The organism is Bacillus sp. N6 (assembly GCF_052805735.1).
Window position 1 is genome coordinate 32501 of the sequence record NZ_CM127843.1, and the last position, 15032, is coordinate 47532.

The 15032-nt window shown below is 36.6% G+C and carries 17 protein-coding genes and 2 rRNA genes (1 of these 19 cut by a window edge); 18 read left to right on the forward strand and 1 reads right to left on the reverse strand.

What is annotated here, in order from left to right; translation table 11 throughout:
• From ACUXVC_RS00165 to rsmI, 11 genes are all read left to right on the forward strand, one after another.
• A 23S ribosomal RNA gene (locus tag ACUXVC_RS00165) occupies positions 1–998 on the forward strand; it begins 1924 nt to the left of the window's first position.
• 48 nt (positions 999–1046) lie between these two features.
• Positions 1047–1162 (forward strand): 5S ribosomal RNA (rrf, locus tag ACUXVC_RS00170).
• Between the two features lie 189 nt (positions 1163–1351).
• Positions 1352–1531 (forward strand): sigma factor G inhibitor Gin, encoded by a 180-nt coding sequence (locus ACUXVC_RS00175; protein WP_000776279.1) that lies wholly within the window; start codon positions 1352–1354, stop codon positions 1529–1531.
• Between the two features lie 71 nt (positions 1532–1602).
• The gene (locus ACUXVC_RS00180; protein ID WP_064531870.1) at positions 1603–3024 is read left to right on the forward strand and encodes an aminotransferase class I/II-fold pyridoxal phosphate-dependent enzyme; all 1422 of its coding nucleotides are present in this window, start codon (positions 1603–1605) and stop codon (positions 3022–3024) included.
• Between the two features lies 1 nt (position 3025).
• The gene (tmk, locus tag ACUXVC_RS00185) at positions 3026–3652 is read left to right on the forward strand and encodes a dTMP kinase (RefSeq protein WP_000677220.1); all 627 of its coding nucleotides are present in this window, start codon (positions 3026–3028) and stop codon (positions 3650–3652) included.
• Between the two features lie 35 nt (positions 3653–3687).
• Entirely contained in the window at positions 3688–4671 is a 984-nt protein-coding gene (gene holB / locus ACUXVC_RS00190; protein WP_000978578.1) for a DNA polymerase III subunit delta', read from the forward strand.
• A gap of 5 nt (positions 4672–4676) precedes the next feature.
• On the forward strand, positions 4677–5504 hold the full coding sequence (locus ACUXVC_RS00195) for a PSP1 domain-containing protein (RefSeq protein ID WP_000272429.1): 828 nt from the start codon (positions 4677–4679) through the stop codon (positions 5502–5504).
• A 14-nt stretch (positions 5505–5518) separates the two neighbouring features.
• Positions 5519–5869 carry a DNA replication initiation control protein YabA gene (yabA, locus tag ACUXVC_RS00200; protein WP_000412063.1) on the forward strand — a complete coding sequence of 117 codons (351 nt, stop codon included), beginning with the start codon at positions 5519–5521 and terminating at the stop codon, positions 5867–5869.
• An 82-nt stretch (positions 5870–5951) separates the two neighbouring features.
• Positions 5952–6692: a tRNA1(Val) (adenine(37)-N6)-methyltransferase gene (locus ACUXVC_RS00205; RefSeq protein ID WP_001055355.1), complete on the forward strand. Its 741-nt coding sequence runs from the start codon at positions 5952–5954 to the stop codon at positions 6690–6692.
• Positions 6679–6969: a GIY-YIG nuclease family protein gene (locus tag ACUXVC_RS00210; protein ID WP_000414350.1), complete on the forward strand. Its 291-nt coding sequence runs from the start codon at positions 6679–6681 to the stop codon at positions 6967–6969. The genes ACUXVC_RS00205 and ACUXVC_RS00210 overlap by 14 nt, the downstream gene beginning before the upstream one ends.
• Complete coding sequence (rsmI, locus tag ACUXVC_RS00215) at positions 6938–7813, forward strand: 16S rRNA (cytidine(1402)-2'-O)-methyltransferase (RefSeq protein WP_000267824.1); 876 nt, start codon at positions 6938–6940, stop codon at positions 7811–7813. Before ACUXVC_RS00210 ends, rsmI begins: the two co-directional genes overlap by 32 nt.
• Before the next feature lie 20 nt (positions 7814–7833).
• On the opposite strand, the gene ACUXVC_RS00220 is transcribed toward rsmI, so the two are convergent.
• On the reverse strand, positions 7834–8118 hold the full coding sequence (locus ACUXVC_RS00220; RefSeq protein ID WP_000843036.1) for an AbrB/MazE/SpoVT family DNA-binding domain-containing protein: 285 nt from the start codon (positions 8116–8118) through the stop codon (positions 7834–7836).
• Positions 8119–8605: 487 nt separating this feature from the next.
• On the opposite strand from ACUXVC_RS00220, the gene metG reads away from it, so the two are divergent.
• The 7 genes from metG to sspF all read left to right on the forward strand — a co-directional run bounded on the left by metG (position 8606) and on the right by sspF (position 14901).
• Positions 8606–10588 (forward strand): methionine--tRNA ligase, encoded by a 1983-nt coding sequence (gene metG / locus ACUXVC_RS00225; protein ID WP_375853541.1) that lies wholly within the window; start codon positions 8606–8608, stop codon positions 10586–10588.
• A gap of 166 nt (positions 10589–10754) precedes the next feature.
• Positions 10755–11522, forward strand: coding sequence for a TatD family hydrolase (locus ACUXVC_RS00230; RefSeq protein ID WP_098127747.1), 768 nt, complete (start codon positions 10755–10757; stop codon positions 11520–11522).
• Positions 11523–11736: 214 nt separating this feature from the next.
• Positions 11737–12294: a ribonuclease M5 gene (rnmV, locus tag ACUXVC_RS00235; RefSeq protein WP_000692837.1), complete on the forward strand. Its 558-nt coding sequence runs from the start codon at positions 11737–11739 to the stop codon at positions 12292–12294.
• Positions 12291–13169, forward strand: coding sequence for a 16S rRNA (adenine(1518)-N(6)/adenine(1519)-N(6))-dimethyltransferase RsmA (gene rsmA, locus ACUXVC_RS00240; RefSeq protein ID WP_000651548.1), 879 nt, complete (start codon positions 12291–12293; stop codon positions 13167–13169). The genes rnmV and rsmA overlap by 4 nt, the downstream gene beginning before the upstream one ends.
• 110 nt (positions 13170–13279) lie before the next feature.
• Positions 13280–14143: a sporulation peptidase YabG gene (yabG, locus tag ACUXVC_RS00245; protein ID WP_001173734.1), complete on the forward strand. Its 864-nt coding sequence runs from the start codon at positions 13280–13282 to the stop codon at positions 14141–14143.
• 226 nt (positions 14144–14369) lie between these two features.
• On the forward strand, positions 14370–14630 hold the full coding sequence (gene veg, locus ACUXVC_RS00250; RefSeq protein WP_000044349.1) for a biofilm formation stimulator Veg: 261 nt from the start codon (positions 14370–14372) through the stop codon (positions 14628–14630).
• 91 nt (positions 14631–14721) lie between these two features.
• Complete coding sequence (sspF, locus tag ACUXVC_RS00255) at positions 14722–14901, forward strand: acid-soluble spore protein SspF (RefSeq protein ID WP_002094215.1); 180 nt, start codon at positions 14722–14724, stop codon at positions 14899–14901.
• The last annotated feature ends 131 nt before the right edge of the window (positions 14902–15032 follow it).

Below are 15032 nucleotides of genomic sequence, written 5' to 3' on the forward strand. Positions count from 1 at the left end.
CGGCGGCCGTAACTATAACGGTCCTAAGGTAGCGAAATTCCTTGTCGGGTAAGTTCCGACCCGCACGAAAGGTGTAACGATTTGGGCACTGTCTCAACCAGAGACTCGGTGAAATTATAGTACCTGTGAAGATGCAGGTTACCCGCGACAGGACGGAAAGACCCCGTGGAGCTTTACTGTAGCCTGATATTGAATTTTGGTACAGTTTGTACAGGATAGGCGGGAGCCATTGAAACCGGAGCGCTAGCTTCGGTGGAGGCGCTGGTGGGATACCGCCCTGACTGTATTGAAATTCTAACCTACGGGTCTTATCGACCCGGGAGACAGTGTCAGGTGGGCAGTTTGACTGGGGCGGTCGCCTCCTAAAGTGTAACGGAGGCGCCCAAAGGTTCCCTCAGAATGGTTGGAAATCATTCGTAGAGTGCAAAGGCATAAGGGAGCTTGACTGCGAGACCTACAAGTCGAGCAGGGACGAAAGTCGGGCTTAGTGATCCGGTGGTTCCGCATGGAAGGGCCATCGCTCAACGGATAAAAGCTACCCCGGGGATAACAGGCTTATCTCCCCCAAGAGTCCACATCGACGGGGAGGTTTGGCACCTCGATGTCGGCTCATCGCATCCTGGGGCTGTAGTCGGTCCCAAGGGTTGGGCTGTTCGCCCATTAAAGCGGTACGCGAGCTGGGTTCAGAACGTCGTGAGACAGTTCGGTCCCTATCCGTCGTGGGCGTAGGAAATTTGAGAGGAGCTGTCCTTAGTACGAGAGGACCGGGATGGACGCACCGCTGGTGTACCAGTTGTTCTGCCAAGGGCATAGCTGGGTAGCTATGTGCGGAAGGGATAAGTGCTGAAAGCATCTAAGCATGAAGCCCCCCTCAAGATGAGATTTCCCATAGCGTAAGCTAGTAAGATCCCTGAAAGATGATCAGGTTGATAGGTTCGAGGTGGAAGCATGGTGACATGTGGAGCTGACGAATACTAATAGATCGAGGACTTAACCATATAATATGTAGCAATGTTATCTAGTTTTGAAGGAATATGCCTTCATAGTTTGGTGATGATGGCAGAGAGGTCACACCCGTTCCCATACCGAACACGGAAGTTAAGCTCTCTAGCGCCGATGGTAGTTGGGACCTTGTCCCTGTGAGAGTAGGACGTCGCCAAGCAACTAAAAACACAAGTCTTTTGACTTGTGTTTTTTTGTATTGTTAAAAAGAATGGGAAAGAAGTAATGGTAATACAAACACGTTGCCCAAGAGTTAATCATATTATATAAGAGATGGGTGTATATTTTTCTGGAAATTGTTAAGGATTAGAAGTATAAAATAGGTTCACTTAAATAGGGAGGGAAGGTTATGAAATTACAAAGTGAAGTTTGTATTGTTTGTGAGACAAAAAGAAAAGAAGGTATATATGTTTATAATAATTTAATATGTTATGAATGTGAAAAGGATATGGTGAATACAGAGACAGATGATCCGAAATATATACATTATTTAAAGCAACTTCGAAAATTAGAAGTATCATATTTTTAAATAGGCATATGCCTATTATTTTTTTTGTTCTGTATAATAGATGGAGAATGAATAATAAGGAAGAGATGTAGATGAATCAAAATCATATGCCTTTATATGAGGCGTTAATCGAGTTTAAAGAAAGAGGGCCGTTATCCTTTCATGTCCCAGGTCATAAGAATGGTTTAAACTTCCCTCAGAAGGCAATAAGAGAGTTTAAAGATATTCTATCTATTGATGTAACTGAGTTAGCAGGACTAGATGATTTGCATAGTCCGTTTGAATGTATAGATGAGGCACAACAATTATTGGCTGAAGTGTATGATACAAAGAGAAGTTATTTTTTAATTAATGGTTCAACAGTCGGGAACTTAGCGATGATTTTGTCTTGTTGTGGGGAACATGATATTGTTCTTGTACAAAGAAATTGTCATAAATCAATTATTAATGGTTTAAAACTAGCGGGAGCAAATCCCATTTTTTTAGATCCATGGATTGATGAAACTTATAACGTACCAGTGGGAGTTCGTAATGAAATTATTAAGAAAGCAATTGGAAAATATCCAAATGCGAAAGCACTCATTCTAACGCATCCTAATTATTATGGTATGGGCATGGATTTAGAGGCAAGCATCGCTTTTGCACATGCACATGAAATCCCTGTTTTGATAGATGAGGCACATGGGGCACATCTTTGTTTAGGAGAACCATTCCCGAAATCAGCGTTAACATATGGTGCAGATATTGTAGTGCATTCTGCACATAAGACATTACCCGCAATGACAATGGGTTCCTATTTACATATAAATAGTTACTTAGTAGACGAAGAGAAGGTTACTACTTATTTAAGTATGCTACAATCTAGTAGTCCATCGTATCCAATTATGGCTTCCTTGGATATAGCACGCTTTACAATGGCGCGTATAAAAGAAGAAGGTCATGGTGAAATTGTTGAGTTTTTACGGAGATTTAAGGAACGGTTACGTTCTATTCCCCAAATCGCCATTTTAGAATATCCGTTGCAAGACGAGTTAAAGGTTACCGTACAAACTCGTTGTCAGTTATCAGGGTACGAATTACAGTCCGTATTTGAAAAGGTCGGTATATATACAGAGATGGCTGATCCGTACAATGTCCTATTTATTTTACCCCTGCAAGCAAATGAGGGGTATATGAAGGTTATAGAGATGATCCGAGTAGCATTGCAACATTATGACGTGAAAGACAAGAGGGAATCTATTCGTTATACTTATAAAGGTGAATTCTCTCCGTTGCCGTATACGTATAAACAACTAGAAAGATATGGAACAAGGATAGTATCTATAGAAGAGGCTGTTGGAATGATAGCGGCGGAAATGGTGATTCCGTATCCACCTGGGATTCCATTGGTTATGTATGGAGAGAGAATTACTTCAGAGCATAAAGAGCAAATTATGTATTTAGAGAGAGCAGGAGCTCGTTTTCAAGGTAATACGAAATATATGAAAGTGTATGATATAGAAAGTAGGTTTTAGGATGAAGGGATTATTTGTAACAATTGAAGGCCCAGAAGGTTCAGGTAAAACAACGTTAATTAAAAGCTTATTGCCATATTTTGAACAAAAAGCACAAAAGGTAATGGCGACAAGGGAACCAGGTGGTATTGCAATTTCTGAGGACATTAGGACGATTTTACATAAACAAGAATATACGATGATGGAAGCACGTACAGAAGCGCTTCTTTATGCTGCTGCGCGCAGACAACATTTAGTAGAAAAAGTTATGCCAGCACTTAATGAGAACTATCTCGTGTTATGTGATCGTTTTATAGATAGTTCTTTAGCATATCAAGGCTATGCAAGAGGATTGGGTATGGATAAGGTATTTGAAATAAATCGTTTCGCAACAGAGGACTGTATGCCTAGTTTAACAATTTATCTAGACATTGAGCCTGAGGTTGGCTTGGCTCGGATTGAAAAAGATGCAGGACGTGAAGTAAATCGACTAGATATGGAAGATATCTCTTTCCATAAACGCGTGCGCGAAGGGTATTTACAAGTTGTAGAACGTTTCTCGGAGCGTATTGTATTGGTAAATGCTGATCAGCCGATGGAAAAACTTATAGAAGAAGTTGTTCAGATTATAGAAGATAAATTGTTATAATAGAAGGAAAGAATGAAATAAGTGAGGTATGCATTATGATGAAGACGTGGGAGCAGCTTTCTGCTATACAACCCATCGGTGTAAAAATGTTGATGAATAGCATTGCAAAAGAGCGTATATCCCACGCTTACTTGTTAGAGGGAGGGAAAGGTACGGGAAAGTTTGCGACAGCAATTCAAATGGCAAAGAGTTTCCTCTGTTCTCAGCGGAATGGAGTAGAGCCCTGTCATGTATGCACAAATTGTAAGCGAATTGATTCAGGTAACCACCCTAACTTACATATTGTAAAACCAGACGGATTATCTATTAAGAAGCAGCAAATTCATGATTTACAAGAAGAGTTTTCAAAAACAGGATTAGAGGCAAATAAAAAATTATATATTATTGAGCACGCAGATCGTATGACGGCAAATGCGGCAAATACACTTTTGAAATTTTTAGAAGAACCAAGTAGTGATACAACCGCTATTTTACTTACTGAACAAAGTCATCAAATTTTAAATACGATTTTATCTCGTTGCCAAGTTGTTACGTTTAGACCGTTACCTACAGAATCTTTAATTAGAAGATTACAGGAAGAAGGTATTACAGCATCTTTATCGACACTTGCTGCTCAACTCACAAATAGTTTTGATGAAGCTTTAGCTTTATGTAGTGATGAATGGTTTGCACAAGCACGAGCTTTAGTGATAAAATTATGTGAAGCGCTCGAAAAAGATAAAACCTCTATTTTTTTTGTACAAGAAAAATGGGGAAAACACTTTGGAGAGAAAGAACAATTACAGCAAGGGTTAGATATGTTACTCCTTATTTATAAGGATTTACTATATGTTCAACTTGGAGAAGAAGATCGTCTTGTTTTTCATGAGCAGAAAGAGATGTTTGAATCGTTTTCCTATGCTCAGAAGCGCATTGTATCAGCTCTCTTTAATATATTAGAGGCAAAAAATAGAATCAACGCTAATGTAAATGCGCAGCTTGTGTTCGAACAGTTAGTGTTGCGGTTGCAGGAGGGATGACCGTTTTGTATGATGTAGTAGGTGTTCGCTTTAAGAAGGCCGGAAAGGTATATTACTTTGATCCAAATCAGTTCGATATCTCTGAAAATGAGTTTGTTATTGTAGAAACGGTAAGAGGTATTGAATACGGAAAAGTAGTTATTACCAAAAAGCAAGTTGATGAAAACGACGTTGTATTACCGCTAAAAAAGGTTATTCGTATTGCAAATGAAAATGATCGTACCATTGTTGAAGAGAACAAACATGCTGCAAAAGAAGCATATCAAGTCTGTCAGCAAAAGGTAGTAGAGCATAATCTTGATATGAAACTTGTAGATGTAGAGTATACATTCGATCGTAATAAGATTATTTTCTATTTTACTGCGGATGGTCGGATTGATTTCCGCGAACTAGTGAAGGACTTAGCGGCAATTTTTAGAACAAGAATTGAACTAAGACAAATTGGTGTTCGTGATGAAGCGAAGATGCTAGGTGGTATTGGTCCATGTGGTCGTATGCTTTGTTGTTCTACTTTTTTAGGAGATTTTGAACCTGTATCCATTAAAATGGCAAAGGATCAAAATTTATCATTAAATCCTGCAAAAATCTCTGGTTTATGTGGTCGCTTAATGTGTTGCTTAAAATATGAGAATGATGAATATGAGGCAGCAAAGGAACAACTTCCTGATTTAGATCAACGTATACAAACCCCGCATGGTACTGGCCGTGTGATCGGATTAAATATTTTAGAAAGATTAATTCAAGTGGAACTAGTAGACAAGGAACGGATAGTAGAATATACGTTAGATGAGTTAGTGAATAAAGGGGTCGTTTCGAGTCAAACCACAGATTAATGAGGTGGGTGCTTGTGGAGAAAAAAGATATTTTTGAATCGGTTTCTAGTATGGAAGAGCAAATTGGACATTTATACAAACAGTTGGGAGAGTTAAAACAGCATCTTGCAGAGTTGTTGGAAGAAAACCAGCATATAAAAATGGAAAATAACAATTTGCGACACCGTTTTGAAGAAGTGCAGAATAAAGAAAAACAAAAAACTCAAAAGCGTAAAGAAGTGAAGCCGAAAACAGATATTGGTGAAGGCTATGACAATTTAGCGAGACTGTATCAAGAAGGTTTTCATATTTGCAATCTACATTATGGAAGTGTACGTAAAGAGGGAGATTGTTTGTTCTGTCTGTCATTCTTAAATAAAAAGTGAAATTACCTTTCCAATTATAATTGGAAAGGTAATTTTTTATACATGAAATAGGGTAGGTTAAGGGTAAGAAAAGGAGCAGTATATGAATTTATATGAAGATGAACGTTTAGATTACTTATTAGCGCAAGACATGAAGATTATACAAAGCCCATCAGTATTTAATTTTTCTTTAGATGCTGTTTTACTGGCAGATTTTGCATGGGTACCAATTCAAAAGGGGAATTTACTTGATTTGTGTACAGGTAACGCAGTTGTCCCCCTTCTATTAAGTACAAGAACAAAAGGAAAGATTACTGGTGTGGAAATTCAAGAACGCTTATATGATATGGGAGTAAGAAGTGTTCAATATAATGGGCTGGAAGAAAGAATTCACCTCATACATGGAGATTTGAAAGATATGCCAGAGAAACTCGGACGTCATCAATATGATGTTGTTACATGTAATCCACCATATTTTCAAACACCTCAAACTTCAGAGAAAAATATGAATGAACATTTAGCGATAGCTCGTCATGAAATTATGTGTACATTAGAAGATGTTGTATCTGCAAGTAGTCAGTTAGTAAAACAAGGTGGGAAAGTGGCGTTTGTACATCGTCCAGGGCGATTACTCGACATTGTCACATTAATGCGTAAATATAAAATTGAACCAAAGCGTGTGCGATTTGTTTATCCTAAGGTTGGAAAAGAAGCAAATACATTGTTAATTGAAGGAATTAAGGATGGAAATGCAGATTTAAAAATTTTACCACCTCTCGTTGTATATGAGAACAATAACGAATATACAAAGGAGATACGTTCAATTTTATATGGAGAAGAATAAGCATTTTTTTTATGTGGTAGAGTGCTCTGATGGAAGTTATTATGCTGGATATACAAACCATATAGAAAAACGAATACAGACTCATAATAGCGGCAAAGGAGCTAAGTATACACGCGTCAGGCTTCCTGTCGTTTTAAAATATGTAGAGACCCATGATGATAAGCGTACAGCTATGCAAGCGGAGTATTACTTTAAGCAATTAACGAGAAAACAAAAAGAGGCATATATGCAAAAAGGAGAACGCTATGTGGCAACAAAAAAGCTTTCAACAAAATGAAAAGGGAGTTTTATATTTAGTACCAACTCCTATTGGAAATTTAGAAGATATGACATTTCGTGCAATCCGAATTTTAAAAGAAGTTGATTTAATTGCTGCTGAAGATACGAGACAAACGAAAAAACTTTGTAATTATTTTGAAATTGAAACACCTGTCACGAGTTATCATGAGCATAATAAAGAAGTAAGTGGAAAGAGAATATTAGAGAAGTTAGAGGATGGAAAGAATGTAGCACTTGTTAGTGACGCTGGTATGCCGTGTATTTCTGATCCGGGTTACGATATTGTTGTTGAGGCAGTAGCTGAGCAATATCATGTAATTCCGCTTCCTGGAGCAAATGCAGCCCTTACAGCATTAATTGCATCCGGTCTTGAAACAAAGCAGTTTTATTTCTATGGTTTCTTGCAGAGAAACAAAAAGGAACGGAAGATGGAGTTAGAAAAGCTTCGTTATGTACAAACTACAATGATGTTTTATGAAGCGCCTCATCGTTTAGATGATACTTTAATTTCGATGCAGGAAGTGTTGGGAAATAGAGAGATTGTATTGTGTCGAGAGTTAACGAAAAAATTTGAGGAATTTATTCGAGGGACAATTCAAGAAGCAATTGAGTGGACGAAGCAAAATGAAGTACGTGGTGAGTTTTGTATTTTAGTAGCTGGTTCAACAGAAGAACCTGCTCCAGAAGAACAATGGTGGGAATCTCTTTCAGTATATGATCATATTGAACACTATATAAATGAAAAAGGTATGAATTCAAAAGAAGCGATTAAAACAGTCGCTAAAGATCGAGATTTGTCGAAAAGAGATGTATATCAAATCTATCATGTCGATAAAAAATAAGCTTCTCATAATTGAGAAGCTTATTTTGCTGTTTCGATATAATCTTGAAGTTCGTTTAAGATTTGCTCAGCGCCTTCTTTGCTTAAGATGATTTTACCTTCAGCTAAAGAAAGGTTACCGTCAGATACTTCACCAGTTACTTGGCAAGTCATGTTTGGTTTATATTTCTTTAAGATGATTTTTTCGTCATCAACATAGATTTCAAGAGCGTCCTTTTCTGCAATACCTAAAGTACGGCGTAATTCGATTGGAATTACTACACGACCTAATTCATCAACTTTACGAACAATACCAGTAGATTTCATAATTTTTTTCCTCCTAAATAAATAGTTTATAAGTTTCGAGTCTATTTTTAGATTCGTCATTTTTCGACAAAATACCCTATGGACATATGATACCAATCATTTACATTTCCGTCAATTCTTAAATTCTATATTTTTTAAAAAGATTTATAGATTTCTTATTTCTTATATATAATAGATTGAGAGGAAATTCCACAATTATTTACAATATTTTCAGAAAAAAATAACAAATTTCAAGTGGAGATTGTATATTTTTTTGAAATATGAGCAATAGATGATAAAGATATCGAGCATTAAGACCCAGAATTCAAAATTAGGTTGGCTTAAAGAAGATAAGTGAGATTCGGGCTGCTCGTAAAAGCCCGATTGATGTGGGCTAATAATCAGTGGGGATGAAGAAAAACCCCACTGATTAAAGTTTCACTTTATATATGAGTTTTTGATATACTGTTTATAAATACATATGAGGTTATTCGGGAGGTCCAAAACAATGACAGAGGAAAATAAGTCCTTTTATATTACTACCCCAATTTATTATCCAAGTGGAAAATTACACATTGGACATGCTTATACGACAGTAGCAGGAGATGCGATGGCACGATATAAGCGTATGCAAGGATATAATGTGCATTATTTAACAGGAACTGATGAGCATGGACAGAAGATCCAAAAGAAAGCAGAAGAGTTAAATATTACGCCACAGGCATATGTTGATAATATTGTTGCAGGAATTAAAGAGCTTTGGGAGAAGATGGATATTTCTTATGATGATTTTATTCGTACAACTGAAGATCGTCATAAAGATGTTGTCGAAAAAATCTTTAAGCAATTAGTAGATCAAGGTGACATTTATCTTGATGAATATGAAGGTTGGTATTCTGTACAAGATGAGACGTTCTATACAGAGCATCAATTAGTAGATCCAATTATGGAAGGTGACAAAGTAGTTGGAGGGAAAAGCCCAGATAGTGGTCATGATGTAGAACTTGTTCGTGAAGAATCTTATTTCTTTAGAATGGGTAAATATGTCGACAGACTATTAAAGTTCTATGAAGATAATCCACATTTCATTCAGCCGGAGTCTCGTAAAAATGAAATGATTAATAATTTTATTAAACCAGGATTAGAAGATTTAGCAGTTTCTCGTACTTCATTTGACTGGGGAGTTCGTGTTCCTGGTAACCCAAAACACGTTATTTACGTATGGGTTGACGCATTATCTAACTATATTACGGCGTTAGGTTATGGAACAGCAAATGAAGAGAAATATAAAAAATTCTGGCCTGCAGATGTGCATTTAGTTGGGAAAGAAATCGTTCGTTTCCATACAATTTATTGGCCGATAATTTTAATGGCATTAGATTTACCTCTTCCAAAGAAAGTCTTTGCTCATGGCTGGATTTTAATGAAGGATGGAAAGATGAGTAAGTCAAAAGGAAACGTAGTAGATCCAGTTACATTAATCGATCGTTATGGATTGGATGCATTACGTTATTACTTACTTCGTGAAGTTCCATTTGGATCTGATGGCGTATTTACACCAGAAGGATTTGTGGAGCGTATTAATTACGACTTAGCAAATGACTTAGGTAATTTATTAAATCGTACAGTAGCTATGATTGATAAGTACTTTAACGGAGAAATCCCTGCATTTAAAGCAAATGTAACAGAATTTGATGAAACGTTAGTAGCGTTTGCACAAGATACTTTGAAAAAAGTAGAAGAAGCAATGGAGAATATGGAGTTCTCTGTAGCGTTAGGATCTATTTGGCAATTGGTTAGTCGTACGAATAAATATATTGATGAAACACAACCATGGGTATTAGCAAAAGATGAGAATGATCGTGAAAAGTTAGCTTCCGTAATGGCTCATTTAGCAGAAGTACTTCGTCAAACAGGTATTATGCTTATGCCATTCTTAACAGTAGCACCAAGCAAGATGTTTGCTCAGCTTGGCCTTACTGATGAGGCTCATAAATCTTGGGAAAGTCTATCTACAATTGGCTGTATTCCAGCTGGAACAAAAGTAGAAAAAGGAAACCCGATTTTCCCTCGTTTAGAAATAGAAGTGGAAGTAGAGTACATTAAAGAACAAATGAAAAGCTCTGCCCCTAAAGTAGAAGAGAAAAAAGAAGAAGAGCCGAAGGCAGAAGAAATTACAATTGATGATTTCTTTAAAGTAGAATTACGCGTAGCTGAAGTACTATCTGCTGAACCTGTGAAAAAAGCAGACAAGTTGTTAAAAATTCAACTAGACTTAGGCACAGAAAAGCGTCAAGTTGTTTCTGGAATTGCAAAATTCTATTCGCCAGAAGACCTAAAAGGTAAAAAGGTTATTTGTGTAACAAACTTAAAACCTGTAAAATTACGCGGTGAATTATCGCAAGGTATGATTTTAGCGGGTGAAGAGAATGGCGTATTGTCATTAGCATCAATTGACCAAAATCTACCAAATGGTACAAAAATCAAGTAATTAAGACAAGAAAAGAGATGTTTCACGTGTAACATGTGTGAAACGTCTTTTTTCTTTTTACATTCTCTATTTTTGCATTAAGATTGTAGTATTGTTATCGTTAAGTTATTAAAGAACTTATTTTTGTAGAATAAACTGGATTTCAATATAAAAGGAGTTATGTATTATGTTGTTTGATACACATTCGCATTTGAATGCAGAGCAATTTGAAGAAGATTTGCAAGAAGTTATTGCCCGAATGAAAGAAGCGGGAGTTACTTATACAGTTGTTGTTGGTTTTGATGAAGTAACGATAAAAAAGGCGATGGAATTAGCTGAAGCTTATGATTTTATTTACGCTGCGGTTGGATGGCATCCAGTTGATGCAATTGACATGACAGAAGAACATTTAGCTTGGTTAGAAGAACTTGCTTCTCATCCTAAAGTCGTTGCACTTGGAGAAATGGGTTTAGATTATCATTGGGATAAGTCTCCAAAAGAAATACAGAAAGATGTATTTCGTAAACAAATTGCATTAGCGAAAAAAGTGAAATTGCCGATTATTATACATAATCGCGATGCAACTCAAGATATTGTTGATATTCTAGAAGAAGAGAATGCAGCTGAAGTAGGAGGCATTATGCATTGTTTTAGCGGCAGCGTAGAAGTAGCAGAGCGATGTGTTGATATGAACTTTCTAATTTCGTTAGGCGGACCAGTTACATTTAAAAACGCTAAAAAGCCGAAAGAGGTTGCTACGGAGATTCCATTAGAGAAATTGTTAATAGAGACGGATTGTCCATATCTAACGCCGCATCCATTTCGAGGGAAACGAAATGAACCGAGTTATGTAAAACTCGTAGCAGAAGAAATTGCGAATTTAAAAGGTGTTTCTTATGAGGAAGTAGCAGAAATGACAACCAAAAATGCAAAAGCTTTATTTGGTGTTGAATAAAAAGAATGGGGAAACCTGTTCTTTTTTATTTTGAAAAAACACTAGTAGAAGTGATGAAGAAAATAAATGTGAATGATGAAGTGTTACAATAAGGACAGAGAACAAAGATTTTTCTATTCTATTTTTTAAAATATAAGAATGAGGAAAATAATAATGGAAAAGTCGTCATTTTTTTGTTTTACTAAGTAGAGACGAAACGAGTGTGGAGGCAAGTATGAAAATAAAAGAGATTATCGTTGTAGAAGGTAAAGATGATACAGTTGCGATTAAGCGTGCTGTTGATGCGGATACAATTGAAACGAACGGTTCAGCAATCGGTGATCATGTTATTGAGCAAGTTAAATTAGCGCAGCAAAAAAGGGGCGTTATTATTTTCACAGATCCAGATTATCCTGGAGAGCGTATTCGAAAAATTATTTCTGACAAGGTTCCCGGCTGTAAGCATGCCTTTTTACCGAAGGAAGAAGCGCTTGCTAAAAGGAAAAAGGGAGTTGGGATCGAACATGCTTCTAATGAGTCGATTCGCCGTGCTCTAGAGAATATACATGAAGAAATGGAAGCTTATACAAGTGAAATTAGTTGGAGTGATTTAGTCGATGCAGGCTTAGTGGGCGGAGAAATGGCAAAGAGCCGCAGAGAAAGAATGGGTAAGCTATTAAAGATTGGTTATACAAATGCAAAACAGTTACATAAACGATTACAGATGTTTCAAGTTTCAAAGGAATCATTTGGAGAAGCTTATAAGCAAGTAATACAGGAGGAAAAAAAATGAAGGATATCGCAACGCCAAATCGTACAAAAGACATTGTTGAAAAGTATGGATTTTCATTCAAAAAAAGTTTAGGACAAAACTTTTTAATTGATACAAATGTATTAAATCGTATTGTCGATCATGCAGAAATTGGTTCAGAAAGTGGTGCAATTGAAATTGGACCAGGTATCGGTGCATTAACAGAGCAATTAGCGAAGCGTGCTAAAAAAGTAGTGGCTTTTGAAATTGATCAAAGACTATTACCAATTTTAGATGAGACGTTAGCACCATATGGTAACGTTACAGTTATTAATAAAGACGTACTAAAAGCGGATGTACATGAAGTATTTAATGAGCAATTTGAAGAAGGGCAAGATGTAATGGTAGTAGCTAATTTGCCATACTATATTACAACGCCAATTTTATTTAAATTGCTTGAAGAAAAGTTACCAGTTCGTGGATTTGTTGTTATGATGCAAAAAGAAGTTGGAGATCGTTTAGCTGCTAAACCTGGAACGAAAGAGTATGGTTCTTTATCGATTGCTATTCAGTATTATACAGAAGTTGAAACAGTTATGACTGTACCACGTACAGTGTTTGTACCACAGCCAAATGTTGATTCTGCAATTATTCGCCTTCTAAAGCGTCCGAAACCGGTTGTAGAGGTGACAGATGAAACATTCTTCTTTGAAGTAGTACGAGCAAGTTTCGCACAGCGCCGTAAAACTTTGATGAATAATTTATCAAATAATTTAAATGGTTTCCCGAAAGATAAGGAATTATTGGATCGAATTTTAACAGAAGTAGGAATTGATCCAAAGCGAAGAGGCGAAACGCTATCTATTGAAGAGTTTGCAACATTAAGTAATGCATTGGTTCTTCATAAATTATCATAAGAATATGAAAGGGACAGTTCAACTTGAACTGTCCCTTTTGTCACCTTTCTCCCTCTAAATTCATATTTTAAAAACAGGTAAGATGGCCTAATGAGTTTGGAGGTAGGAGAATGGCTTTACATGTTGGAGAATTAGTGGAACGATATTCTCATAAGAGGGATATTCTTTTTCGTATTATAGAAATAAAAGGCGAGATAGCTATATTGTTTGGAGAGGAAATTAGACTGGTGGCGGATGCGCCACTTGAAGATTTAATTAGTATAGATCAACGAGAACATAAAAAAAGGGTGAAGCGTGAGAAAGAAACAATGGAGCGCACGTATCGTTTGTTTCAACAAGATTATGTGTTAATGAAACAAAGGCATGAACATACTTCAACTGGTGGATACACAAGTGAGGTGAATTATTTTCAAATGCCGGGACGTGTATTGCATATAGATGGAGACCCTTTATATTTGCGCAAGTGCTTAGACTTATATAACAAAATTGGCGTTCCTGTACAAGGTATTCATTGTAAAGAAACGGAGATGCATGAAAAAGTAGTAGACTTAATAGATCACTTTCGCCCAGACATTCTCGTTATTACGGGGCATGATGCATATACAAAATCGAAAGGAGTGAAGGGAGATTTAGCGGCATATAGGCATTCAAGGCATTTTGTACAGGCTGTTCGAGAAGTGCGAAAAAAATATCCATCATTGGATCAACTTGTTATTTTTGCTGGGGCATGTCAATCGCACTTTGAGGCACTAATTCGTGCAGGCGCCAATTTCGCTAGTTCACCATCTAGAATTAATATTCATGCACTAGATCCTGTATATGTAGTTGGTAAAATTAGTTTTACTTCATTTATGGAGAGAGTCAATGTATGGGATGTCGTACGTAATACAATTACTGGTGAAAAGGGACTAGGTGGAATTGAAACGAGAGGGATTTTACGAACGGGATTACCTTTTCAACATTACGAAGAGTAAGCAGGGTACATATGTATCTTGCTTTTTTGTATGGAAGGATTTAAATGAATTTGGATAAAAAGAGACAAGAACGTACAGACTACGTAATGATACTTTTACAATATAGTATTTCTTCTATCTATTCAAACGCAAGATGATATTAGCTGTGAATCGCGGTTAATAATTAGGATAGATATATCGTGTTTTAAGTGTTCAATCTAAATTACAGCGAGGTGTAGCGAAGTATATGTCAAAACGTTTAGATGAAATTAAAAGCGAATTAGATCACCATCTTGGACAGCGACTTATGTTAAAAGCAAATAGTGGAAGAAGAAAAACTGTGGAGCAATCAGGTGTACTAGCAGAAACATACCGTTCTGTTTTTGTTGTACAATTGGATCAACAAGAAGATGCGTTGCAACGTGTATCTTATAGTTATGCAGATGTTTTAACAGAGACAGTAGAGTTAACATTTTATGGAGAACCTCATAATGAGGTCATTTTATAATCCGTATATCATTACATATATTCCCATAAATGAAAAGCTATATTATTTTGCATACTAACTATACCGTAGCAAAATAAGGAGGGACTCTGCATTGAGTAGACGAAGAGGTGTCATGTCAAACCAATTTAAAGAAGAGCTAGCAAAAGAGCTTGGCTTTTATGATGTTGTTCAGAAAGAAGGATGGGGCGGAATTCGTGCGAAAGATGCTGGTAACATGGTGAAACGTGCTATAGAAATTGCAGAACAGCAATTAATGAAACGAAACCAGTAGTTGTAAGATACTTTCTATGCTACGGTAGCCGAGGAGACATTCCTCGGCTTTTTGTACTCTAAAAGGTGCCATCATTTTACATAAGTAGTTTCATTCTGAATGCTTTTCGTTATAATTAGGGAAGTGTCATC

Bases quoted from the DNA above. Each gene is read 5' to 3' on its own strand.
- ACUXVC_RS00205 (WP_001055355.1), top strand. From the start codon at position 5,952: ATGAATTTATATGAAGATGAACGTTTAGATTACTTATTAGCGCAAGAC.
- holB (WP_000978578.1), top strand. From the start codon at position 3,688: ATGATGAAGACGTGGGAGCAGCTTTCTGCTATACAACCCATCGGTGTA.
- ACUXVC_RS00210 (WP_000414350.1), top strand. From the start codon at position 6,679: ATGGAGAAGAATAAGCATTTTTTTTATGTGGTAGAGTGCTCTGATGGA.
- ACUXVC_RS00230 (WP_098127747.1), top strand. From the start codon at position 10,755: ATGTTGTTTGATACACATTCGCATTTGAATGCAGAGCAATTTGAAGAA.
- metG (WP_375853541.1), top strand. From the start codon at position 8,606: ATGACAGAGGAAAATAAGTCCTTTTATATTACTACCCCAATTTATTAT.
- tmk (WP_000677220.1), top strand. From the start codon at position 3,026: ATGAAGGGATTATTTGTAACAATTGAAGGCCCAGAAGGTTCAGGTAAA.
- ACUXVC_RS00220 (WP_000843036.1), bottom strand. From the start codon at position 8,118: ATGAAATCTACTGGTATTGTTCGTAAAGTTGATGAATTAGGTCGTGTA.
- rnmV (WP_000692837.1), top strand. From the start codon at position 11,737: ATGAAAATAAAAGAGATTATCGTTGTAGAAGGTAAAGATGATACAGTT.
- ACUXVC_RS00175 (WP_000776279.1), top strand. From the start codon at position 1,352: ATGAAATTACAAAGTGAAGTTTGTATTGTTTGTGAGACAAAAAGAAAA.
- rsmI (WP_000267824.1), top strand. From the start codon at position 6,938: ATGTGGCAACAAAAAAGCTTTCAACAAAATGAAAAGGGAGTTTTATAT.
- yabG (WP_001173734.1), top strand. From the start codon at position 13,280: ATGGCTTTACATGTTGGAGAATTAGTGGAACGATATTCTCATAAGAGG.
- veg (WP_000044349.1), top strand. From the start codon at position 14,370: ATGTCAAAACGTTTAGATGAAATTAAAAGCGAATTAGATCACCATCTT.
- ACUXVC_RS00180 (WP_064531870.1), top strand. From the start codon at position 1,603: ATGAATCAAAATCATATGCCTTTATATGAGGCGTTAATCGAGTTTAAA.
- rsmA (WP_000651548.1), top strand. From the start codon at position 12,291: ATGAAGGATATCGCAACGCCAAATCGTACAAAAGACATTGTTGAAAAG.